This window comes from Pseudomonas mandelii (genome assembly GCF_900106065.1).
Classification (GTDB): domain Bacteria; phylum Pseudomonadota; class Gammaproteobacteria; order Pseudomonadales; family Pseudomonadaceae; genus Aquipseudomonas; species Aquipseudomonas mandelii.
In genome coordinates this window covers 3,156,830-3,179,915 of the sequence record NZ_LT629796.1, presented here as the reverse complement: position 1 = coordinate 3,179,915, position 23,086 = coordinate 3,156,830, and the positions used below count along the sequence as shown (strand labels likewise).

At 60.7% G+C, this 23,086-nt stretch carries 20 protein-coding genes; 14 read left to right on the top strand and 6 right to left on the bottom strand.

Features of this window, described 5'->3' with window-relative positions:
• Window positions 1–105 precede the first annotated feature (105 nt).
• Entirely contained in the window at window positions 106–1,755 is a 1,650-nt protein-coding gene (locus BLU63_RS14575) for an acyl-CoA dehydrogenase family protein (protein ID WP_083375692.1), read from the bottom strand.
• Window positions 1,756–1,828: 73 nt separating this feature from the next.
• Window positions 1,829–4,213: a hybrid sensor histidine kinase/response regulator gene (locus BLU63_RS14570; RefSeq protein ID WP_083375691.1), complete on the bottom strand. Its 2,385-nt coding sequence runs from the start codon at window positions 4,211–4,213 to the stop codon at window positions 1,829–1,831.
• Between the two features lie 417 nt (window positions 4,214–4,630).
• On the opposite strand from BLU63_RS14570, the gene BLU63_RS14565 reads away from it, so the two are divergent.
• The 4 genes from BLU63_RS14565 to BLU63_RS14550 all read left to right on the top strand — a co-directional run bounded on the left by BLU63_RS14565 (window position 4,631) and on the right by BLU63_RS14550 (window position 8,164).
• Entirely contained in the window at window positions 4,631–5,428 is a 798-nt protein-coding gene (locus BLU63_RS14565) for a hydroxymethylpyrimidine/phosphomethylpyrimidine kinase (protein WP_010467387.1), read from the top strand.
• Between the two features lie 32 nt (window positions 5,429–5,460).
• A complete protein-coding gene (gene thiE / locus BLU63_RS14560) occupies window positions 5,461–6,084 on the top strand; it encodes a thiamine phosphate synthase (protein WP_010467386.1) in 624 nt (207 codons plus the stop codon).
• Between the two features lie 15 nt (window positions 6,085–6,099).
• On the top strand, window positions 6,100–7,383 hold the full coding sequence (gene hemL / locus BLU63_RS14555; protein WP_010467385.1) for a glutamate-1-semialdehyde 2,1-aminomutase: 1,284 nt from the start codon (window positions 6,100–6,102) through the stop codon (window positions 7,381–7,383).
• A 226-nt stretch (window positions 7,384–7,609) separates the two neighbouring features.
• Complete coding sequence (locus BLU63_RS14550; RefSeq protein WP_010467384.1) at window positions 7,610–8,164, top strand: tetratricopeptide repeat protein; 555 nt, start codon at window positions 7,610–7,612, stop codon at window positions 8,162–8,164.
• Between the two features lie 179 nt (window positions 8,165–8,343).
• Here BLU63_RS14550 and BLU63_RS14545 read toward each other — a convergent pair whose 3' ends face one another.
• Complete coding sequence (locus BLU63_RS14545; protein ID WP_007894425.1) at window positions 8,344–8,673, bottom strand: DUF1820 family protein; 330 nt, start codon at window positions 8,671–8,673, stop codon at window positions 8,344–8,346.
• 134 nt (window positions 8,674–8,807) lie between these two features.
• Here BLU63_RS14545 and miaB point away from each other — a divergent pair, with 134 nt between their 5' ends.
• From miaB to lnt, 5 genes are all read left to right on the top strand, one after another.
• Window positions 8,808–10,136, top strand: a complete 1,329-nt coding sequence (gene miaB / locus BLU63_RS14540) for a tRNA (N6-isopentenyl adenosine(37)-C2)-methylthiotransferase MiaB (protein WP_010467383.1) — start codon at window positions 8,808–8,810, stop codon at window positions 10,134–10,136.
• A gap of 206 nt (window positions 10,137–10,342) precedes the next feature.
• Window positions 10,343–11,347: a PhoH family protein gene (locus tag BLU63_RS14535; protein WP_010467382.1), complete on the top strand. Its 1,005-nt coding sequence runs from the start codon at window positions 10,343–10,345 to the stop codon at window positions 11,345–11,347.
• A complete protein-coding gene (gene ybeY / locus BLU63_RS14530; protein WP_010467381.1) occupies window positions 11,340–11,834 on the top strand; it encodes an rRNA maturation RNase YbeY in 495 nt (164 codons plus the stop codon). Before BLU63_RS14535 ends, ybeY begins: the two co-directional genes overlap by 8 nt.
• A 5-nt stretch (window positions 11,835–11,839) precedes the next feature.
• A complete protein-coding gene (locus tag BLU63_RS14525) occupies window positions 11,840–12,679 on the top strand; it encodes an HlyC/CorC family transporter (RefSeq protein WP_010467380.1) in 840 nt (279 codons plus the stop codon).
• A gap of 14 nt (window positions 12,680–12,693) precedes the next feature.
• A complete protein-coding gene (gene lnt, locus BLU63_RS14520; RefSeq protein WP_077749950.1) occupies window positions 12,694–14,217 on the top strand; it encodes an apolipoprotein N-acyltransferase in 1,524 nt (507 codons plus the stop codon).
• Between the two features lie 140 nt (window positions 14,218–14,357).
• Here the strand turns inward: lnt and BLU63_RS14515 are convergent, their stop codons facing one another.
• Window positions 14,358–15,116 carry a YdcF family protein gene (locus tag BLU63_RS14515; RefSeq protein ID WP_010467378.1) on the bottom strand — a complete coding sequence of 253 codons (759 nt, stop codon included), beginning with the start codon at window positions 15,114–15,116 and terminating at the stop codon, window positions 14,358–14,360.
• Window positions 15,117–15,220: 104 nt separating this feature from the next.
• Window positions 15,221–15,541 (bottom strand): hypothetical protein, encoded by a 321-nt coding sequence (locus BLU63_RS14510; protein ID WP_010467377.1) that lies wholly within the window; start codon window positions 15,539–15,541, stop codon window positions 15,221–15,223.
• Between the two features lie 279 nt (window positions 15,542–15,820).
• Here BLU63_RS14510 and leuS point away from each other — a divergent pair, with 279 nt between their 5' ends.
• The 5 genes from leuS to BLU63_RS14485 all read left to right on the top strand — a co-directional run bounded on the left by leuS (window position 15,821) and on the right by BLU63_RS14485 (window position 21,959).
• Entirely contained in the window at window positions 15,821–18,427 is a 2,607-nt protein-coding gene (gene leuS / locus BLU63_RS14505) for a leucine--tRNA ligase (protein ID WP_083375690.1), read from the top strand.
• A gap of 89 nt (window positions 18,428–18,516) precedes the next feature.
• The gene (locus tag BLU63_RS14500; protein WP_083375689.1) at window positions 18,517–19,122 is read left to right on the top strand and encodes an LPS-assembly lipoprotein LptE; all 606 of its coding nucleotides are present in this window, start codon (window positions 18,517–18,519) and stop codon (window positions 19,120–19,122) included.
• 39 nt (window positions 19,123–19,161) lie between these two features.
• On the top strand, window positions 19,162–20,199 hold the full coding sequence (gene holA / locus BLU63_RS14495) for a DNA polymerase III subunit delta (RefSeq protein WP_010467374.1): 1,038 nt from the start codon (window positions 19,162–19,164) through the stop codon (window positions 20,197–20,199).
• 210 nt (window positions 20,200–20,409) lie between these two features.
• Window positions 20,410–20,574 carry an alternative ribosome rescue factor ArfA gene (gene arfA, locus BLU63_RS14490; RefSeq protein ID WP_003176285.1) on the top strand — a complete coding sequence of 55 codons (165 nt, stop codon included), beginning with the start codon at window positions 20,410–20,412 and terminating at the stop codon, window positions 20,572–20,574.
• Between the two features lie 62 nt (window positions 20,575–20,636).
• Window positions 20,637–21,959 carry a lytic murein transglycosylase gene (locus BLU63_RS14485; protein ID WP_083375688.1) on the top strand — a complete coding sequence of 441 codons (1,323 nt, stop codon included), beginning with the start codon at window positions 20,637–20,639 and terminating at the stop codon, window positions 21,957–21,959.
• A gap of 93 nt (window positions 21,960–22,052) precedes the next feature.
• Here BLU63_RS14485 and BLU63_RS14480 read toward each other — a convergent pair whose 3' ends face one another.
• Window positions 22,053–23,003, bottom strand: a complete 951-nt coding sequence (locus BLU63_RS14480) for a S66 peptidase family protein (protein WP_083375687.1) — start codon at window positions 23,001–23,003, stop codon at window positions 22,053–22,055.
• Window positions 23,004–23,086 lie beyond the last annotated feature (83 nt).

Below are 23,086 nucleotides of genomic sequence, written 5' to 3'. Positions count from 1 at the left end.
CTGCTCGCGATAACGGCTTGTCAGTCACATCGATGTTGGATGTGCCAACGCTATCGCGAGCAGGCTCACTCCTACAGGGGTTCTGTGTGGTTCATGCCATCGTGGTCAAAAACCCTGCGGAGTCGAGCGGGCGACGATCGCTTCCACTTCCAGCCCACGCGGCAACGCGCCATACACCCGACCGGCCGAGCCGAGGCGACTGGCGATGAACGCATCGCTGACTGCCGAGTTGCCGGCTTCCAGCAACAGTTTGGCCTGAAGCCCCAGCGCAATGTCTTCAGTCAGCTGCCGCGCACGGTATTGAATGTCGCTGGTGTCCTTGAACGCCGTCTGCAACTGGCTGATGTGCGCAGCCAGGCGCTTATCGCCCTGACCATCACCCAACTCGCTGAACAACACATCAAGCACACCTGGCTCCTTCGATAGCGCCCGCAGCACGTCCAGGCACTGCACGTTGCCGGAACCTTCCCACGTCGAATTGACCGGTGCCTCACGGTAGAGGCGCGGCAGGATGCTTTCCTCGACATAGCCCGCACCGCCCATGCATTCGGCGGCTTCGTTGATCATTGCCGGGGCGCGCTTGCAGATCCAGTACTTGCCCACCGCCGTCACCAACCGGGCGAATTTGGCTTCGTGGCTGTCATCCAGATGATCCAGCGCCTTGCCCATGCGCAGGCTCAAGGCCAGGGCCGCTTCGCTTTCCAGCGCCAGATCAGCGAGTACGTTTTGCATCAACGGCTGTTCGCTGAGCAACTTGCCGCCGACCATGCGATGTGCGCAGTGATGGCTGGCCTGGGTCAGCGCCTGACGCATCAGCGAGCTGGAACCGACCATGCAATCGAAGCGAGTCATCGCCACCATCTCAATGATGGTCGGAACACCGCGCCCTTCTTCACCGACCATCCACGCCAGCGCGCCACGAAACTCCACTTCGCTGGAAGCATTGGAGCAATTGCCGAGTTTGTTCTTCAGGCGCTGGATGTAGAACTGATTGCGCGTGTCGTCCGGGCGATGGCGTGGCAGCAGGAAACAGGTCAAGCCCTTGTCCGTCTGCGCCAACGTCAGGAAGGCGTCGCACATCGGCGCGGAACAGAACCACTTGTGCCCGACCAATTCATAAGCCTGGCCCGGGCCACTGGCGCCGACCGGGTACGCCTTGGTGGTGTTGGCCCGCACGTCGGTGCCGCCCTGTTTCTCGGTCATCGCCATGCCGATGGTGACACCGGCCTTGTGGGCCATGCCGACATTGCGCGGGTCGTATTCGGTCGAGAGGATTTTCGGCAGCCACTGCTCGGCCAGGTCCGGTTGCAGGCGCATCGCCGGGACGCTGGCGAAGGTCATGGTCAACGGGCAACCGCTGCCGGCTTCGGCCTGGCTGTGCAGGTACGTCATCGACGCGCGAGCCACATGGGCGCCAGGTTGCGGATGTGCCCAGGGTGATGAGGTCAAGCCGTGCTCGACCGCCGTGCGCATCAACTGGTGATACGCCGGGTGAAATTCCACCAGGTCGATGCGATGCCCGTATCGGTCATGGCTGACGAACACCGGTTTGTTCTGATTGGCCAGGAATCCTGCTTCCATCAGCGGCCCGCCGGCCAATGCACCATAAGCGTCGATCCGCGACTCGGCCCAACCCGCCCCGAAACGCCGAGACCATTCTTGCAAAGGCAGGTCGATGCGATAGAGGTTGGCGCCGTCCAGCGACGGGGGCTGATTGGTGACTTCGTGGGTTTCGGCGAACTGATGCAGGTTCATGACGGGGCTCCTTTGGTCAGCCAAGGGATTCAGTTAAGCACCGCCTCTTGGCCGAACAAAGTGTCATAACCGCCTAAATGTCGGCGCTTTCGCCTTGCCCCGAACAGAGTACCCGGCGATAGAGCGCCGCTTGCAGATCCTCGAATTTCACCGGTTTGCTCAGGTGATCGATCAAGGCTCCCGTCGGGCAGCGCTCCCGGTCGGCGCTCACGGCAATCACGAACACTGGCAAGTCGGCACAGCCTGGCAAGCCGCGGATCTGGCAGCAAAAGGCGGTGCCATCCAGCGTCGGCAACTGACCATCGAGCAGGACCGCATCGAAGCTTTCACGCTGCAAGAGGTCGAGCGCGGCAGCGCCGCTGTCGGTGGCGCGCACCCGGAACCCGAGCTTGAGCAACATGCCACGCATCACCAATTGATTGATGCTGTTGTCATCCACCAGCAGCACCGTGCAGTCCTGTGGCAATCGAAGACGCGGAAACTCGCGGGTCATCAAGGGCACTGCCGGCCGCTCGACCACAGGCAGTTCGAACTCGACGTCCAACTGGAAACGGCTGCCGCTGCCGGGCTCGGATCGATGGGTCAGGCGTCCGCCGAGCAATTCGACCAGTTGCCGACAGATCGCCAGGCCTACGCCCAGGCCGCCGTATTCACGGGTCATCGAGCCGTCGAGCTGGAAGAAGCGCTGATACAGCGTCGCCTCTCCCAGATCGGTAAAACCGATACCGGTGTCGATCACCGCAAACGACAGCGATATCCGACCGGTTTCCACCGGTTTGCCCGTCACGCGCAGTGCCAGCCCGCCGACCCGGGTGAACTTGATGGCGTTATCCAGCAGGCATTCCAGGCATTGCGCCAACTTGGCGCTGTCACCGTTCAAGCGATCCGGCAGGCCCGGCATCACTTCGACTTTGAAGTCCAGGGACTTGCCTGAAGCATTGCCCTCGAATTGGGTGCGCAAGGTGTCGACCACGCCACGCAGACTGAACGTTGCCGGGATGACTTTAAGCTTGCCGGCCTGCAACTCGGTGAGGGTCAGGATGCCGTTGACCATGCGCATCATGTCCCGTGCGGAGCCGGCGGCGGTTTGCTGGTATTGCTCCAGTTCCGGGTCCATATCGACGGTTTGCATCAACTCCAGCGAACCGATCACACCGTTCATGGGCGTGCGCAATTCGTGGGTCAGGGTGGCGAGGAATTCATCCTTGAGCTTGTTACTGTGGGCCAGTTGCTGGTTCAGCACCTCGAGTTTCTGACCGGCATCGAACAGCGTCTGCGCTTGCTGCTCGCGCATGGCGTTGATGCGGTCGGCCAGGGCCAGGGACAGCAGCGCCACTTCGATGGCTGAACCGATCTGGCTGGAATACATGGTCAGGAACACGTTCGGCAGGTATCCCAACACCATGAGGGTGTTGACGATGCCGCCGAGCAGGAAGGCCGACCAGGCAATGATGAAATATCGCGCCACCCGCAAGCCACCGAGCCAGGCGCATAGCCCGGCGATGAAAATCGCCACGGTGAAAACCAACGCCAAGGCTGTTGCCAGGCGCAAGGCCAAGGCGTAGCTGGTCATCAACGACAACCCGACCACGAGCGCACTGAACGCCACCAGCGCCAACAGTAAACGGTCGAGCCAGCGACTGTGGTTGGCCGTCTGCAAGAAGCTGCGGGCGAACTGGCTGCCGAACAGTCCAGCACAACCGATGAAGAATGGCGTCGCGGCGTTGGCCCACCACGGATTGTCCGGCCAGAAATACTCCACGGCTGCGCCGTTCACTGACAGTTGATACAGGCCGAAGGAAGCGATGTAGAAGATGTAATAGAGATAGCTGGTGTCGCGCACGCTGAGGTAGATGAACAGGTTGTAGACCAGCATCCCCAACAACACGCCATAAATCAGCCCCAGCACATAAAGGCGGACCGGCTGTTCTTCGAGGTAAGCGGTGCTCGACCACAAGGTGACGGGCGCCTGGATCGACCCTTCGCTTTGCAGGCGCAAGTACACCGTTTGCGCCTGGTCAGGCAGGAAATCGAGATCGAACAGGTAGTTGTTCTGGCGGAACTCGCGACTGGCAAACGGCAACGCATCGCCTGTTTGCCGGGCCAATCGAAAGTCACCGCCAGCATCGGGCAAGTAGAGATCGAGGTGATCGAGGGGTGGATAGGCCAGTTCCAGCAGCCAGGTCCGTTGCGCCGCCGGGTTCGACGGACGGTAATGCAGATCGATTTTCAGCCAGAACACCGAACGCGAGTAACCGGCGTTGAGGGTGGCTTTATCGTGGGGCTTGAAGTTACCGGCCGCGGCTTGCGCACGGACATCGGCGATGGTCGCCTGACCGCCCGCGTCTTCGTAGACCTGCAGGGTTCGGCCCAGGGGAAGGCTCTGGGTGAATTCATCGAATTCGACGGCGCTCGCCATGAGGGGCAAGCACAACAGCAACATCAGCAAATAGCGCATTTAAGCCCCAGCGTGGCCTGTCCGGTTATCTCAGGAAGCCCCTCATTCCCTTTGAGTAGACGTAAAACCGGTATTACCTGTTATTGGTTTGGATCCACTCTAGCATAGCCGCTGATGGCCATTGAGCACCATTGAAATTTTTCCTGCAAGGGCTCTAGTACGGGCGTTCCAGCGGCACACTTCAGGAAAATCTGTTTATACGGTCAGCTTATGGCTATATGCAACACCTGAGGCGAGGGAGCTTGCTCTCATGGAGGTGCGCAGCGCCCCACCCTTTGCATTCGGTCGGTAACATTGCGTCGCCAGATTCACCACGGCTTCGCAGCGGAACGGGGCCAGCCCTCTCACCACAATGTATCGGCAGACCTGGCGACCACTGCACCCGAAAATCGATGTTTGGTGGTAAGCTCGCGCACCATGAATATCTACAGCTCTCGCCCCGTTGTCCTCTGTCTCTCCGGCCACGACCCCAGTGGTGGCGCCGGCTTGCAGGCAGATATCGAAGCCCTGCTCGCCCAGGGTTGTCATGCGGCCCCGGCCGTCACCGCCCTGACCGTGCAAGACACGGTCAACGTCACTGACTTTCGCGTGCTCGACCGCGAGTGGGTGCTGGCCCAGGCCAACGCCGTGCTCAACGACTCCGAAGTCGCTGCCGTGAAACTGGGCATGCTCGGTTCCCTGGAGATGGTCGACACTGTCGTCGAACTGCTCTCGGCACACCCGCACTTGCCGGTGGTCTGCGACCCGGTGCTGCGCGCCGGTGGCGGCGGACGCCTGGGCAAGGATGAAGTCGGCTACGCCATGCGCGAACGCCTGCTGCCCCTGTCCATCATCGCCACCCCTAACCTGCCCGAAGCCCGCATCCTCGCCGAACTGCCCGAAGGCACCGCGGACGAGTGCGCTGAAAAACTCCTGCCGTTCGTCAAGCACCTGCTGATCACGGGCGGCCATGGCGACGAACACGAAATCCACAATCGCCTGTACAGCCGCGATGGTCACCGCGAAACCTTTACTTGCCAGCGCTTGCCCGGCAGTTATCACGGCTCCGGTTGCACCTTGGCCAGCGCCCTGGCCGGTCGTCTGGCCCAGGGTGAAAATCTCGTCAGTGCCGTGCAGACCGCGCTTAACTACACGTGGCGTACCCTGCGGGATGCCGAGCAGTTGGGCAAAGGCCAGTTCGTGCCGCGTCGCCTGCCGCTGGATTTCTGTTCGTAACTTTCTATTCGCACTGCGGTGAGGCTTGTCCGATGAAACTACGTGGCCTGTACGCCATTACCGACAGCCAGTTGCTGGCCGGTAAATTTCTTTCGTACGTGGAGGCGGCGCTGGAAGGCGGCGTCACCCTGCTGCAATACCGCGACAAAAGCAGCGACGAGGCCCGACGTTTGCGTGAGGCCGAAGCCCTGCGCAATCTGTGCGACCGCTACAAGACTCAGCTGATTATCAATGACGACGCCGAACTGGCCGCTCGCTTGAACGTCGGCGTACACCTGGGCCAGACCGATGGCCCGCTGTCGCCGACCCGTGCGCTGCTCGGTCGCCAGGCAATCATCGGTTCGACCTGTCACGCGCAACTCGAACTCGCCGAGCAAGCAGCCAAGGAAGGCGCCAGTTACGTCGCCTTCGGCCGCTTCTTCAATTCCAATACCAAACCCGGCGCACCAACCTGCAGCCTCGAACTGCTGGACCAGGCCCGCAGCAAACTGCACCTGCCGATCTGCGCGATCGGCGGCATCACCCTCGACAACGCCGCCCCGCTGGTGGCCCACGGGGTCGACTTGCTGGCGGTGGTGCATGGCCTGTTTGGCGCCGAGAGCACGGCTGAAGTAACCCGCCGCGCCCGCGCCTTTAACGAATTACTGAAAATCTGATTTGAGAGCCCGATCATGTCTCGTTCCGAAACCCTGTTTGCCAACGCCCAGAAACACATCCCCGGTGGCGTGAACTCGCCTGTTCGCGCGTTCAAAAGTGTGGGCGGCACGCCGCTGTTCTTCAAACACGCCGAAGGCGCCTACGTCACCGACGAAGACGACAAGCGTTACGTTGACTACGTCGGTTCCTGGGGCCCGATGATTCTCGGTCACAGCCACCCGGACGTGCTGGATGCTGTGCGTAAACAACTGGAGCACGGCTTGTCCTACGGCGCCCCGACCGCGATGGAAACCGAGATGGCCGACCTGGTCTGCTCGATCGTGCCGTCGATGGAAATGGTGCGCATGGTCAGCTCCGGCACCGAAGCGACCATGAGTGCCATCCGTCTGGCCCGTGGTTTCACCGGTCGCGACAACATCATCAAGTTCGAAGGCTGCTATCACGGTCACTCCGACAGCCTGCTGGTCAAGGCCGGCTCCGGCGCGCTGACCCAAGGCGTGCCGAGCTCGGCCGGTGTGCCGGCGGATTTCGCCAAGCACACCCTGACTCTGCCGTTCAATGACATCGACGCGGTCGAAGCCATGCTCGCTGACGTCGGCCAGGACGTGGCCTGCATCATCGTCGAGCCGGTGGCCGGCAACATGAACTGCGTTCCGCCGGCGCCAGGTTTCCTCGAAGGCCTGCGGACCCTGTGCGACAAACACGGCGTAGTGCTGATTTTCGACGAAGTAATGACCGGTTTCCGAGTTGCCCTCGGCGGTGCACAAGCGCACTTCGGCGTGACGCCGGACCTGAGCACCTTTGGCAAGATCATCGGTGGCGGCATGCCGGTCGGCTGCTTCGGCGGCAAGCGCGAAATCATGTCGCACATCGCGCCACTGGGTCCGGTCTATCAGGCAGGCACCTTGTCGGGTAACCCATTGGCAATGGCGGCGGGCCTGACGACGTTGCGCCTGATCAGCCGTCCCGGTTTCCACGACGAGCTGACCGACTACACCAGCCGCTTGCTCGATGGCCTGCAACAGCGCGCCGATGCTGCTGGCATTCCGTTCGTGACCACGCAGGCTGGCGGCATGTTTGGCCTGTACTTCAGCGGTGCCGACGACATCGTGACTTTCGATGACGTGATGGCCAGCGACGCCAAGCTGTTCGGTCGTTTCTTCCACTTGATGCTCGAAGGCGGCGTGTACCTGGCCCCAAGCGCTTTCGAAGCCGGCTTCACCTCGATCGCTCATGGCGAAGCCGAGTTGAAACTGACGCTGGATGCCGCCGAGCGTGCCTTCGCCGCATTGAAATAACGCTGTGCCCGCTGACGTTGGCGATTGCCAGCGTCAGCTTTCACCTGGATTTACACCTTTATTCCTACGCTTCTGCTAATAATCCCCCGTCAATCGGGCGATATATTCCCCGTGCAGCAGAAAAACGAGTAAAGACTTTGTAAGGTTGGCCCTGCTTATTTCATAATGCGCGCTTATTGGATCCCCTCGATGGGTCCGCGCGCCCTTCAGAGGTAAGTCGATTCCCATGAACCGCACCGGCCGCGCCCTTGCACTGGGCTGCCTGTTGCTCCTTCAGCCCCTGCTCGCGCTCGCACAAGCAGGCGGCAACTCGTTGTTAATCCCAGCGATGGGTCGCTGCACCCTCAATACTCAGCCGCAAGACCTGACGCAAGCGCTCGCTGCCTGCCAGAAAGCGTCGGATGAAGGGGATGCACAAGCGCAATACGAGTTAGGTGAGTTCTACTACGACGGCAAAAACACCCCGCGCGACCTCAATAAGGCCCTGGGCTATTTTGAAAAAGCTTCGTTGCAAGGCCACGCCCAGGCGCAATTCAAACTCGGCACCATGTTCTTTCACGGCGAAGGCGTACCGGCCAATAACGTTCAGGCGTATATCGTGCTGAAAATGGCCGCGGTCAACGGTGCTGAAGAGGCACTGGATACGGCCGACGAAGTGGCCGAGAAGATGCCCCGCGAAGACCTTGAGATGGCGACTCAGGTGCTCGGGCAAATCTTCCGTAAATACCTGATGGAATTGCAGAGCGCCGATGGGCGTACGCCGTTTTCGCCGCTGCCCTGATTGACGCAGGCCCCTGTGGCGAGGGAGCTTGCTCCCGCTCGGCTGCGCAGCAGTCGTAACGTCAAACAATGCGGTGAATCAGAAAAACGGTGTTTGCAGAGTTTAGGGCCGCTTCGCGCCCCAGCGGGAGCAAGCTCCCTCGCCACAAACAACCCAGTTCATTTCAAAAGCTTTCCTGCTTACTTCTCAGGCATCGGCATCGGAAACGGCATGACATTGCCGACCGCGCCGCGGGCTTCGCTGATTTTCGGTGTGCCGAGGCGTTCCACTTCGTCGATGCGCACAATCGAATGCATCGGCACAAAACTGCGCACCACGCCTTCGAACTGAGCTTTCAACTTCTCTTCGCTCGGGTCGACGACCACTTGCGTGCGCTCGCCAAAGACGAACTCTTCCACTTCCAGGAAGCCCCACAGATCACTTTGATAGATCTGCTTGGCATACATTTCGTACACCTGGCCCTGGTTGAGGAAAATCACCTTGTAGATTGGGGCTTCACGTTTGGTCATGGTGGGCGGGCAACACATAGGGGATAAAAATGAGGGCGCGAACTATAGCATAGCCGCCGGACGCACAGCGGTAGGAACCTTGGGACATGTTCCCTATAATGCGCGGTTCTTTGAATCACGTGATGACTCTGTCCATGGCCAAGAAGCTTTACATCGAAACCCACGGTTGCCAGATGAACGAGTACGACAGCTCGCGCATGGTCGATCTGCTGGGTGAACATCAGGCCCTGGAAGTGACCGCTCGCGCTGAAGACGCCGACGTGATCCTGCTCAACACCTGCTCCATTCGTGAACGCGCCCAGGACCGGGTGTACTCCCAGCTCGGCCGCTGGCGCGAACTGAAACTGGCCAACCCGGACATGGTGATCGCCGTCGGCGGCTGCGTGGCCAGCCAGGAAGGCGCCGCGATCCGCGATCGCGCCCCTTACGTGGATGTGGTATTTGGCCCGCAAACCCTGCACCGTCTGCCGGAAATGATCGACGCCGCGCGCGCCACCAAGCTGCCGCAAGTCGACGTCTCGTTCCCGGAAATTGAAAAATTCGACCATCTGCCCGAGCCGCGTATCGATGGCCCGAGCGCTTATGTGTCGGTCATGGAAGGCTGCAGCAAATACTGCACCTTCTGCGTGGTGCCTTATACCCGCGGTGAGGAAGTCAGCCGGCCGTTTGATGACGTGATTGCCGAGATCATGCACCTGGCCGAAAACGGCGTGCGCGAAGTGACGCTGCTGGGCCAGAACGTCAACGGCTATCGCGGGACCACGCACGACGGACGTTTGGCCGATCTGGCCGAGCTGATTCGTGTGGTGGCCGCCGTCGATGGCATCGACCGGATTCGCTACACCACCTCGCACCCGCTGGAGTTCTCCGACAGCCTGATCCAGGCCCACGCCGACGTGCCGGAACTGGTAAAACACCTGCACTTGCCGGTGCAATCGGGCTCGGACCGCATTCTCTCGGCGATGAAACGCAACCACACCGCGCTGGAATACAAATCCAAACTGCGCAAGCTGCGGGCAGCTGTCCCAGGGATCTGCATCAGTTCGGACTTCATCGTCGGCTTCCCGGGCGAGACCGAGAAAGACTTCGAACAGACCATGAAGCTGATCGAAGACGTCGGTTTCGACTTCTCCTACTCGTTCGTCTACAGCCAGCGCCCTGGCACCCCGGCTGCGGATCTGGCCGACGAGACGCCGGAAGAACTGAAGAAAGAACGGTTGAATGCGCTGCAACATCGCTTGAACCAGCAAGGTTTCGAGATCAGCCGACAAATGGTCGGCTCGATCCAGCGGATTCTGGTCACGGATTATTCGAAAAAAGACCCCGGCGAACTGCAAGGCCGGACCGAGAATAACCGGATCGTCAACTTCCGCTGCGACAATCCGACCTTGATCGGCCAGTTCGCCGACGTGCACATCGACGCCGCACAGCCGCACTCGCTGCGGGGCTCGCTGATTTCGTAACACCGTAAAACCTGTAGGAACGAGGCTTGCCCGCGAAGGCGGACTGACACTCACCACATGAGTCGTCTGAAATACCGCCTTCGCGGGCAAGCTTCGCTCCTACAGGGCCGGTGTTTGGCGCTGGATTATTTAAGAGCTTTCGCACCCAGCCCACTGGCGTTATCCTTGATTTCATCTTAATTGCCCCAGGGCGGCTAAATACGACCTTGAACGCACCCATAGAACCACATCGTTTTATCCTCGAGCCCTTTGAGGCCCGTCGCTTCGCCAATCTGTGCGGGCAATTCGACGAGCATCTGCGCTTGATCGAACAGCGCCTGACCATCGAGATCCGCAACCGCGGAAACCAGTTCGAGCTGATCGGCGAGCCCAAACACACCACCTCCGCGGAAAATCTGATTCGTCGTCTGTATCGGGAAACCAAAGGTACAGAGCTGTCGCCGGACACGGTTCACCTGTTCCTGCAGGAATCGGCCGTCGAAGAGCTGGACAACGTCTCCCCGTCCGAACCCTCCGTCGCTCTGCGCACCAAAAAAGGCATGATTCGCCCTCGCGGCTTGAATCAGCTGCGCTACGTGAAGGAAATCCTCGGTAACGACATCAATTTCGGCATCGGCCCGGCCGGTACCGGCAAGACCTATCTGGCCGTTGCCTGCGCGGTAGACGCGCTGGAACGCGAGCAGATTCGCCGCATCCTGCTGGTGCGTCCGGCGGTTGAAGCGGGCGAGAAGCTTGGCTTCCTGCCCGGCGACCTGTCGCAAAAGATCGACCCATACCTGCGCCCGCTCTACGACGCACTCTACGAGATGCTCGGCTTCGAACACGTCGCCAAGCTCATCGAGCGCCAGGTGATCGAAGTTGCGCCACTGGCCTACATGCGCGGTCGCACGCTGAACAACAGTTTCATCATCCTCGACGAAAGCCAGAACACCACCGTCGAGCAGATGAAAATGTTCCTGACCCGGATCGGCTTCGGCTCCACGGCCGTCATCACCGGTGACATCACCCAGGTCGACCTGCCGAAAGGCACCAAGTCCGGGCTGCACCATGTGATTGAAGTACTCAAAGACGTGCCGGGTATCAGCTTCACCCATTTCATGCCCAAGGACGTTGTGCGCCATCCATTGGTGCAACGTATCGTCGAAGCCTACGAGCGCTTCGAGAATCGCGCGGCAGATGAAACACCAAAGGACAGTCGCCGCGATGCTTGAGCTTGATCTGCAACTGGCTACCGAGGCGCCTGCACCCAGCGAAGCCGAGTTCCGCCAATGGTGCGAACTGGCCCTGCGCCAGCGCACTGCCGACTCTGAAATGACCATTCGCCTGGTCGATGACGAAGAGGCCCGCGAGCTGAACCACACCTGGCGGCAAAAGAATTACGCCACCAACGTCCTGTCGTTTCCGGCCGATGTGCCTGACGAGTTTCTCGACATCCCGCTGCTGGGCGATCTGGTGATCTGCGTGGCCGTGGTCGAGCGCGAAGCCGCCGAACAGGGCAAGGAACTAAAGGCCCATTGGGCGCATCTGGTGATTCATGGCTGCTTGCATCTGCTGGGTTACGACCATATAGATGATGACGAAGCCGAAGAAATGGAAGCACTGGAACGAACGTTGCTTGCCGAGTTGGGCTTTCCCGACCCTTATGCGGACGACGAAACAGACACAACCCCTATCGTTACAACAAAGGATTCAGAGTAATCGCTATGAGCGAAGATCGATCGAGCAACGGGCAAAAGTCTTGGCTGGGTAAGCTCACCCAGGCTTTTGCCCACGAGCCGAAGAACCGCCAGGAGCTGCTGGAGCTGCTGCGCGACGCACACCAGAACAAACTGTTGGACAGCGAAGCGCTGGCCATCGTCGAAGGCGCCATTCAGGTCGCTGACCTGCAAGTACGGGACATCATGGTCCCGCGCTCGCAGATGATCAGCATCAAGGCGACCCAGACACCTCGCGAGTTCCTGCCTGCCGTGGTCGACTCGGCCCACTCCCGCTACCCGGTCATCGGCGAAAGCCACGATGATGTGATGGGCGTGTTGCTGGCCAAGGACTTGCTGCCGCTGATCCTCAAGGAGAACGGTGACAGCTTCAACATCAGGGACCTGCTGCGTCCGGCGACCTTCGTGCCCGAGTCCAAGCGCCTGAATGTGCTGCTGCGCGAGTTCCGCGCCAACCACAATCACATGGCCATCGTCATTGACGAATACGGCGGTGTGGCAGGCCTGGTGACCATTGAAGATGTGCTGGAACAGATCGTCGGCGACATCGAAGACGAGCACGACGTCGAAGAAGACAGCTACATCAAGCCGCTGCCCAGCGGTGACTTCCTGATCAAGGCCCTGACGCCGATCGAGAACTTCAACGAGTTCTTCGACAGCGAATTCTCCGACGACGAATTCGACACCGTTGGCGGCCTGGTGATGAGCGCGTTCGGGCACTTGCCAAAACGCAACGAAATCACTGAAATCGGCCCTTATCGCTTCCGCATCCTGAACGCCGACAGCCGTCGGATTCACTTGCTGCGCCTGACCCCTATCGCCCGATAAATCCAAGGATTGAAATGCATCGTATGACCCGCCCCGGCTGGCCCGGTAACCTGCTGGCCGTGGCGGCCGGTGCACTCACCACCCTGGCCCTGGCGCCGTTCGATATCTGGCCGTTGGCATTGCTGGCGGTCGGGTTCTTCTATGCCGGTTTGCGCGAACTGAGTCCCCGCCAGGCCCTGGGCCGTGGCTGGTGTTTCGGTTTTGGCTTGTTTGGCGCGGGTACCAGCTGGATCTATTACAGCATTCACCACTTCGGCGGCGCGTCAGTGCTGCTGGCCGGTTTCCTGATGCTGATCTTCACGGCCGCGATTGCCTGGTTCTTCGCCCTGCCCGCCTGGATCTGGGCGCGCTGGCTGCGTCGCAACGAAGCGCCGCTGGCCGATGCCTTGGCGTTTGCCGCGCTGTGGGTTGGCCAGGAAGCTTTTCGTGGCTGGTTTCTCACCGGTTTCCCATGGCTCTATTCCGGTTACAGCCAGCTCGACGGCCCATTGGCCGGGCTCGCACCCGTCGGCGGAATGTGGCTGATTTCCTTCACCCTGGCCCTGACGGCGGCGCTGATCTATAACGCCATGCGCCTGGTGCGCACGGGCCGTAAAGGTTTCATCGCCGCTGGCGTATTGCTGCTGGTCGGCCCCTGGGTGGCCGGCATGGCGCTGAAGGAACACGCCTGGACCAGCCCGGCGGGCCCGGCGCTGAGCGTTGCCGCCCTTCAGGGCAATATCGAACAAAGCATGAAGTGGGACCCGGCGCAGCTCAACGCGCAGCTGGCGCTGTACCGCGACATGAGTTTCAGCTCCAAACGGGTCGACCTGCTGATCTGGCCGGAAACAGCCGTTCCGGTGCTCAAGGAGTCCGCCGAGGGCTACCTGAACATGATGGGGAATTTCGCCGCCGAGCGTAAATCTGCGCTGATTACCGGCGTACCGATCCGTCAGGAAGTCCGACACGAGAAGCGCTTCTTCAACGGCATCACCGTCCTCGGTGAAGGCGACGGCACTTATCTCAAGCAGAAGCTGGTGCCGTTTGGCGAATATGTTCCGTTGCAGGAAGTACTGCGTGGGCTGATCGCATTCTTCGACCTGCCGATGTCCGACTTTGCCCGTGGCCCGGCTGACCAGCCGATGCTGCAAGCCAAGGGTTATCAGATCGCGCCGTTCATCTGCTACGAAGTGGTCTACCCGGAATTCGCCGCCAGCCTGGCGGCCCGCAGTGAATTGCTGCTGACCATCAGCAACGACACCTGGTTCGGCACCTCCATCGGCCCACTGCAACATTTGCAGATGGCGCAGATGCGCGCACTGGAGGCAGGCCGCTGGATGATCCGCGCCACCAACAACGGCGTCACCGGCCTGATCAACCCGTTCGGGCAGATCACGGTGCAGATCCCGCAGTTCGAACGCGGCATCCTGTACGGCGAAGTCGTGCCGATGCACAACCTGACGCCTTACCTGCAATGGCGCTCGTGGCCGCTGATCATCGTTTGTGTGTTGTTGTTTGGCTGGGCACTGGTGGCGAACCGGATGGCCAAGACCGTCTGACTCTGGCGAGGGAGCTTGCTCCCGCTCGGCTGCACAGCAGCCGCAATACCGGTTAATGCGCTTTGTCAGCCAGAAATGGATTAGCCGGACTCAGGGCTGCTTCGCAGCCCGGCGGGAGCAAGCTCCCTCGCCACAGGTCATCAGTAAAACATTGAATACCCGATCTGCCCCACCGCCTCATTCAGCAACTGCCCGCTCTGCCAGATCGACTTGAATTCCGGCATCCAGCCGCCCAGTGGCCGGGCGTTGTCCACGCCTAAAAAGCCCACCGGTGCTGGCACCACTTCAAATCCCGCCTGCTGAAAGCTCCAGACTGATCGCGGCATGTGCCAGGCCTGCGTCACCACCACCACCCGTTTGATTCCCTGCGGCAGCAACACCTCGGCGCTGAACTGCGCGTTCTCCCACGTCGTGCGGCTGCGCCCTTCCTGCCAGCGCACGGTGACGCCAAAATCATCAAGCAATGAATCCGCCATCAACTTCGCTTCGGTCGGCGGCGTACCGTAATGCAGGCCGCCGCTGGTAAGAATGGGCAACCCGGAGGCCTTGGCCAAGCGTGCCGCATACCGTTCGCGCTCAAGACCTACGCCCGTCGGCTGATCAGCCCCCCAGGCAATATCGCCCCGCTCACGCCCCGAACCCAACACCACAATCGCATCCGCACGCTGACTCAGGGTGGCCCATTCCTCGCGCGCCAGTGGCGGCTCACTTTCCAGGGCCTTGGCGCCCCACTGCACCACCACCGGCAAACTCATTAACAGGAAGCCGCCGAACCCCAAGGCAAAGCACACACCCGCAAGCCGCGGCCTTGAGCGGCGCAACCACCACGCGAGCATCAACAGCAGCAAAAGAATGCCGGGAGGCAACAGAAGTTGTTTCACGAAATAACGAAAAGGCATCGAGCATCTCCATAAGATGCCCGAAGCCTAAGTGGGTTGACGCAATGCGACAACAAATGCGGAAGGACTATGCTTTAAAAAACATGGGTAATGGCTTGCAGCCGTTATTTGAATTGCAGAGACCGGACCTTTTCCGCGTCCCTGCCAGGTGCCTTGTCCTTGAGCCAGATGATCTTGGCCGAACGTGGTGCGTCGAGTTGCTTCACTGCTGCAGACAAGCATCCGTGCGTCTCACGTTCACTGCGATCCAGATAGGCTTTGACCAGTGCAAACTCTGCGGGGCTCAAACCACGCAGTTCCAGCTCCAGGGGACGCTCATCGCGTAGCCGGTCAGCGGTTTTTGCAGCGTCCAGGGCCATCCCCAGACGATCGATCAGTCTTTCGTACAGCTGCGGTTTCGTGACTTTTTGCTGTGACTCAACCATCCCTCACCTCATTGAAGATAAGACTCGCTCCCCATTTAGAGCTTAGCTTCCATGAACAAACCGGCTGGATGCCGCGACCAACGGCCCTCGCGGCAGTTTTCGCAAGACGCGCGGCAGTAATCAGGGTTTCCCTCGGTAGAGTGCGGTCATGTATGCTACGGCGCTTCCTGTAACTCCACTTCCAGCTCGTTCGGGCACTGAAACGTCGATTTGGCGTCGTCACCGTCCAGCGTTGCATTGAAGAGGATTAGGCCACCCCTATTCAGTTCAAAAGTAGCCATGCACGAACAATATCAGCCCCGTGAAATCGAAGCCGCCGCCCAATCGTTCTGGGACGAGCAAAAGTCCTTTGAAGTCAGTGAACAGCCAGGCAAGGAGACGTTCTACTGCCTGTCGATGTTCCCTTACCCCAGCGGCAAGCTACACATGGGGCACGTGCGCAACTACACCATCGGCGACGTGATCTCCCGCTACCAGCGCATGCAAGGCAAGAACGTCCTGCAACCCATGGGTTGGGACGCCTTCGGCATGCCGGCGGAAAACGCCGCGATGAAGAACAACGTAGCGCCCGCCAAGTGGACCTACGAAAACATCGCCTACATGAAAACCCAGCTGCGCAGCCTGGGTCTCGCGGTGGACTGGTCCCGCGAAGTGACCACCTGCAAGCCTGATTACTACCGCTGGGAACAATGGCTGTTCACTCGCCTGTTCGAAAAAGGCGTGATCTACAAGAAAAGCGGCACCGTGAACTGGGACCCGGTCGACCAGACCGTCCTGGCCAACGAACAGGTGATCGACGGTCGCGGCTGGCGTTCCGGCGCGCTGATCGAGAAGCGCGAAATCCCGATGTACTACTTCAAGATCACCGCCTACGCGGATGAGCTGCTGGAGAGCCTCGACGAACTGACGGGCTGGCCTGAACAGGTCAAGACCATGCAGCGCAACTGGATCGGCAAATCCCGCGGCATGGAAGTGCAGTTCCCGTACCACGTCGATTCCATCGGCGAAACCGGCGCGCTTAAAGTCTTCACCACCCGTCCAGACACCCTGATGGGTGCGACTTACGTCGCCGTGGCCGCCGAACACCCGCTGGCCACCCTGGCCGCGCAGAACAACCCTGAGCTGCAAGCGTTCATCGCTGAATGCAAGGGCGGCAGCGTTGCCGAAGCCGACGTCGCCACCCAAGAGAAAAAAGGCCTGCCGACCTCGCTGTTCGTCGAGCACCCGCTGACCGGTGAAAAACTCCCGGTGTGGGTCGCCAACTATGTGCTGATGCACTACGGCGATGGCGCGGTGATGGCGGTTCCGGCTCACGACGAACGTGATTTCGAGTTCGCCACCAAGTACAACCTGCCGATCAAGTCCGTGGTGCGCACAAGCGCAGGTGATACCAACCCGGCTCCATGGCAGGACGCCTACGGCGAGCACGGCACGCTGATCAACTCCGGCGAGTTCGACGGCCTCGACTTCGCTGGCGCGTTCGACGCCATTGAAGTTGCGCTGATCAAGAAAAACCTCGGCGCCTCGCGCACCCAGTTCCGCCTGCGCGACTGGGGCATCAGCCGTCAGCGTTACTGGGGCTGCCCGATCCCGATCATCCACTGCACCACCTGCGGTGATGTGCCGGTCCCGGAAGATCAATTGCCTGTGGTACTGCCGGAAGACGTGGTGCCGGACGGCGCGGGCTCGCCATTGGCGCGCATGCCTGAGTTCTACGAGTGCGCTTGCCCGAAATGTGGCGCACCGGCCAAGCGTGAAACCGACACCATGGACACCTTCGTCGAGTCCTCGTGGTACTACGCCCGTTACGCCTCGCCACACTATGAAGGCGGTCTGGTTGAAAAATCGGCGGCTGACCACTGGTTGCCGGTGGATCAGTACATCGGCGGTATCGAACATGCCATTCTTCACCTGCTGTACGCGCGTTTCTTCCACAAGTTGATGCGCGACGAAGGCCTGGTGAGCTCCAACGAGCCGTTCAAGAACCTGCTGACCCAGGGCATGGTGATCGCCGAGACTTACTACCGTCGTGAAGCCAACGGTGCTTACACCTGGTTCAACCCGGCGGACGTCGAACTCGAACGCGACAGCAAGGCCAAGGTCATCAGCGCTAAGCTGATTGCAGACGGTCTGCCGGTGGAAATCGGCGGCACCGAGAAGATGGCCAAGTCGAAGAACAACGGCGTCGACCCACAGTCGATGATCGACCAGTTCGGCGCCGACACCTGCCGTCTGTTCATGATGTTCGCCTCGCCACCTGACATGAGCGCGGAATGGTCCGACTCTGGCGTCGAGGGTTCGCACCGTTTCCTCAAGCGCGTCTGGCGCCTGGCTCAAGCCCATGTCACTCAGGGTTTGCCGGGCAAACTGGACGTCGCCAGCCTGAACGACGAGCAGAAAGCCATTCGTCGTTCGATCCACCTGGCCATCAAGCAGGCCAGCCACGACGTCGGCCAGAACCACAAATTCAACACCGCCATCGCCCAAGTGATGACGCTGATGAACGTGCTGGAGAAAGCCGCACAAGGCACCGAACAGGATCGCGCACTGGTTCACGAAGGTCTGGAAGCCGTGACGTTGCTGCTGGCTCCGATCACCCCGCACATCAGCCACGAGCTGTGGCATCAACTGGGTCACGCTGGCCCGGTGATCGACGCCGGTTGGCCGGTGGTGGACGAAACCGCGCTGGTGCAGGACAGCCTGACGCTGGTCATCCAGGTCAACGGCAAGCTGCGCGGCCAGATCGAAATGCCGGCGACCGCGACTCGCGAAGAAGTCGAAGCCGCTGCCCGGGTCAACGAGAACGTGCTGCGCTTCGTCGACGGCCTGACTATTCGTAAAGTGATTGTAGTGCCCGGGAAACTGGTCAATATCGTCGCCAGCTAAAATTGGATCAGGCGCCAGGTGAGCCTGGCGCCGAGTAAAACCTTTCGGGCCGCACGATCGGCCCACATGGTTTCAAGGGGAGCAACAAGATGATCAAACGCAATTTGCTGGTGATGGGCCTCGCGGTCCTGTTGAGCGCCTGCGGGTTCCAGCTGCGCGGCACCGGCACCAATGAAATGGCGATCAGGGAGCTCGATCTGAGCGCCCGCAACGCCTACGGCGAAACCGTGACGCAATTGCGTCAGGTACTGCAAAGCAGCGGCGTCAAGGTTTACGCCGGAGCGCCGTACAAGCTTGTGTTGACGGATGAGCAGGAAAACCAGCGCATCCTCAGCTACGCCGGTGCCGGCCGTACTGGCGAGTATCAGGTGAGCACCGTGCTGAGCTACGACATCCGGGGTGCGCAAGGCCTGCCGCTGCTGAGCGACAAGCTCGAAGTGCAGAAGATGTTCATCCACGACGGCAACAACCTGGTGGGTTCCGACCAGGAAGCCAATACGGCTCGCACAGAAACCCGTCGCGAGTTGGTTCAACGCATGATGCTGCGCCTGTCACAACTCACGCCGACTCAGTTGGATCAGTTGCAACAGACCGCCGACGCCAAGGCAAAAGCCGAAGCCCAGGCACTGGAAGCGGCGCAGAAAGCTGAAGCGGAAACCCCGCGTCAGTCGCCTATCGAAATCCCGCAGCAATAAGACTTACGGGGCGCCCAGGCGCCCCGTTCGCCCTTTCTTATGAAACTCGCCCCCGCCCAACTCGCCAAACACCTGCAAGGTGCCCTCGCGCCGGTCTACGTCATCAGCGGCGATGACCCGTTGCTGTGCCAGGAAGCCGCCGACGCCATTCGTGCCGCCGCTCGCCAACAGGGTTTCGACGAACGCCAGGTCTTCGCCGCCGACGCCAGTTTCGACTGGGGGACGTTGCTGCAAGCCGGTGCAAGCATGTCGCTGTTCGCTGAAAAGCGCCTGCTGGAGCTGCGGTTGCCATCCGGCAAACCCGGTGACAAAGGCGCCGCTGCCTTCATCGAGTACTGCTCGCGCCCGGCCGAAGACACGGTGCTGCTGATCAGCCTGCCCAAGCTGGATGGCAGTGCACAGAAGACCAAGTGGGGCAAGGCGCTGGTCGAAGGGCAGCAGACGCAGTTCGTGCAGATCTGGCCGGTGGATGCCAACCAGTTGCCCAGCTGGATTCGTCAACGGTTGTCCCAGGCCGGGCTTTCCGCCAGCCAGGACGCCGTGGAACTGATTGCCGCGCGGGTCGAGGGCAACCTGCTGGCCGCCGCCCAGGAAATCGAAAAACTCAAGCTGATGGCCGAAGGTGGACAGATCACCGTCGAAACCGTGCAAGCAGCAGTGGCCGACAGTGCGCGCTTCGATGTGTTTGGCCTGACCGACGCGATTCTCAACGGCGAAGCCGCCCATGCCCTGCGCATCCTTGAAGGGTTGCGGGGTGAAGGCGTCGAGCCACCGGTGATTCTCTGGGCGCTGGCCCGGGAGCTGCGTCTGCTGGCCAACCTTTCGCTGCAATACAGCCAGGGTGTGCCGCTGGACAAAGCCTTCAGCCAGGCTCGACCGCCGGTCTGGGACAAGCGCAAACCGCTGATGAGCAAAGCCCTGCAACGCTATCCGGCGCAACGCTGGGCGCAGTTGTTGCTGGAAGCGCAGCGGATTGATGCGCAGATCAAGGGTCAGGCTGCCGGGTCACCGTGGATGAGTTTGAGTCGGTTGTCGTTGTTGATGGCAGGCCAGAGATTGTCGCTACCCGCCGAGTGAGCTTTCCGAACGCATAACGGCCATTCGCGGGCAAGCCCCGCTCCTACAGGCCTCAGTCGGCCCATCATTATGTGTACGACTCCAACCTGTAGGAGCGAGGCTTGCCCGCGAACGCATCCGAAAGGTCCTACGCAATGTGGGGACTAGACAGAACCCCAACTTCAGCAGATTATTTCCCCCGCAAAACCCACTCAATCGAGAGATCTGATCATGAGCAAAAAGCCATCCAAGCATGGCCCCAACAAGGCCAAATCCATCATCGCCCAGCCACTGTTCCGCAGCCGTCAGGAACGAGCCGGCAAGGGCAAAGGCAGCTACCGCCGCGAAGCCTTCCAGTCTAATAGCTGGGAGGCTTCTTACTTTCTGGCGGCCTGAAAGGCAAGCCATCGCTCAACATGTTAAGGTCTGCACCTGATTCGTATTCCCTGGACCTGTGCATGCCCCTTTGTATTTCCCGTCGTTGGCCCCTGCGCCAACTGATCGCTGCCTCCAGCCTCATTTTGCTTGTCGCCTGCGCGGAAAAACCGACCGCCGCCGACGCCCAGCCGCTTCAGACCCTTCCCGTATCGACAGCCCCTGCGGTCATTCCGCCCGTGGTGCCGACCGGTGAAAACCTCGACCTCCAGCCCACCCAGACCTTCGCCGAATGGCAGGCGGGTTTCCGCAAAGACGCGCTAACCGCCGGCATCCGCGCCGATCTGTTCGACCGCGCCTTCGCCAATGTCAGCCTCGACACCAGCGTGATCCGTGCCGATCGCAGCCAACCCGAGTTCTCCCGCCCGGTGTGGGAATACCTCGATGGCGCCCTGTCGCCGCTGCGGGTACGCAAAGGTCAGGCGCTGGTCGGCCAATACGCTGACATTCTGCAAAGCATCGAGCAGCGCTACGGCGTTGATCGCCAGGCCTTGGTGTCGGTGTGGGGCATGGAGAGTAATTTCGGGCAGTTCCAGGGCAACAAGTCAGTGATCAACTCCCTGGCGACCCTGGCCTACGAAGGCCGGCGTCCGGGCTTTGCTCATGCGCAACTGATCGCCGCCCTGCAAATCCTGCAACAAGGCGATATCGAACCGGAGAAAATGCTCGGTTCCTGGGCCGGCGCCATGGGTCAGACCCAGTTCATCCCGACCACCTTCAACACCCACGCCGTGGATTTCGACGGTGACGGCCGCCGCGACATCTGGGGCAGCCCGGCCGATGCGCTGGCCTCGACGGCGCACTATCTGCAAAGCTCCGGCTGGCAGAAAGGTCAACCGTGGGGCTTTGAAGTGCAGCTACCAGGCAGTTTCAACTACGTCCTGGCCGACGGCACGATTCGCAAGAGCGTCGCCGAATGGCAACAGTTGGGGGTCTCGCTGCCTAATGGCGCCCAGGTTCCGGCAGGTTCCGAACACCTGTCCGCCGCCCTGCTGCTGCCGGCCGGTTATCGTGGCCCGGCGTTCCTGGTGCTCGACAACTTCCGCGCAATCCTCAAGTACAACAACTCGTCGTCTTATGCATTGGCGGTGAGCCTGTTGTCCGAGCGCTTCAGTGGCGGCGGCCTGATCAATGGCACGTGGCCAAAAGATGACTTGCCGTTAAGCCGCACCGAGCGAATCGAACTGCAAAGCCTGCTGAGTGCGCAGAATTACGATGCGGGCACGGCTGACGGGATCATCGGCGCGAACACTCGCAAGGCGATCCGCAGTGCACAACAGTCGTTTGGCTGGCCGGCGGATGGGTATCCGACGCACAAGCTGCTTGAAGGCCTGCGTAACCGCTAAAAAGCTTCGCGGGCAAGCCTCGCTCCTACGGGATCACACCATCCTGCAGGAGAGAGGTTTGCCCGCGAAGACTTACTGACAGGCGCTATCGCACTACCGCTTGACGACCACATCCTGTTCCAACACCAATTCCTTCTTCCCCGCATCCAGCCGAACCAGCGCGCCCATCGGCAACGTCAGGTTCGGATCGCAGTGCCCGCTGCGCCACCCGGCCAACACCGGTATCCGCAACGGCTCGAGCGTCTGCTTGAGCAACCGCTCCAGCGCAAACGTATCAACCCCCGCCACATCGCCCACCAGCACGCCGCGCAACTTGCCCAGCGTGCCGGCCAGGCGCAGATGAGTCAGCAAGCGGTCGATGCGATACAGCGGTTCGTTGATGTCCTCAATGAAAAGAATGACGCCTTCAGCCTCCATCTCAAATGGCGTGCCCATGGTTGCGGCAATCATCGACAGATTGCCCCCCAGCAACCGCCCGTGAGCGATGCCGGGCTCGATCGTGGTCAGCGGCCAGGCCACCGGGTGCGAAAGCACACTGCCCGCCTTCACCTGCCCTCTGAGCATGTTGAAAAACGAAGACTCGGTCGGTTTTTGCTTCTCGCCCAGCAAATCGGCATTAAGCAGCGGACCATGAAAGGTCACAAAACCGGCGTAACGGCTGATCGCCACGTGCAGCGCAGTGATGTCGCTGTAGCCGATAAACGGCTTGGCGTTGTTCTGCAGCAATTCGAAATCGATACGATCGAGCAGACGCGGCGTACCGTAACCGCCCCGCAGGCAAATGATCGCGTCGACTTCCGTGTCGGCGAACGCGGCGTGCAAGTCATTGAGCCGCACGTCGTCGCTGCCGGCCAGGTAGCCATCCTGTTCGTACACCCCGGGAAATATCCGCAGCGCATAACCGCGAGCGCGCATCCAGGCAACGGCTTTATCGGTGTCCAGCCCGGCAGGCCCGGCGGGCGCAATCACGCCGATCAGCCCTTCCGAGGGCAAGGCCGGAACGGCTGAGTGAGGAAACAGCGTGTGGGTCGGTCGAACAGTCATCCATGAATCTCCCTGCGTGAAAAGCTTCAGCACACAGTAGTCAGGAACGGGGACAAACAGAAGAGGATCAATCGCCCCGCAGG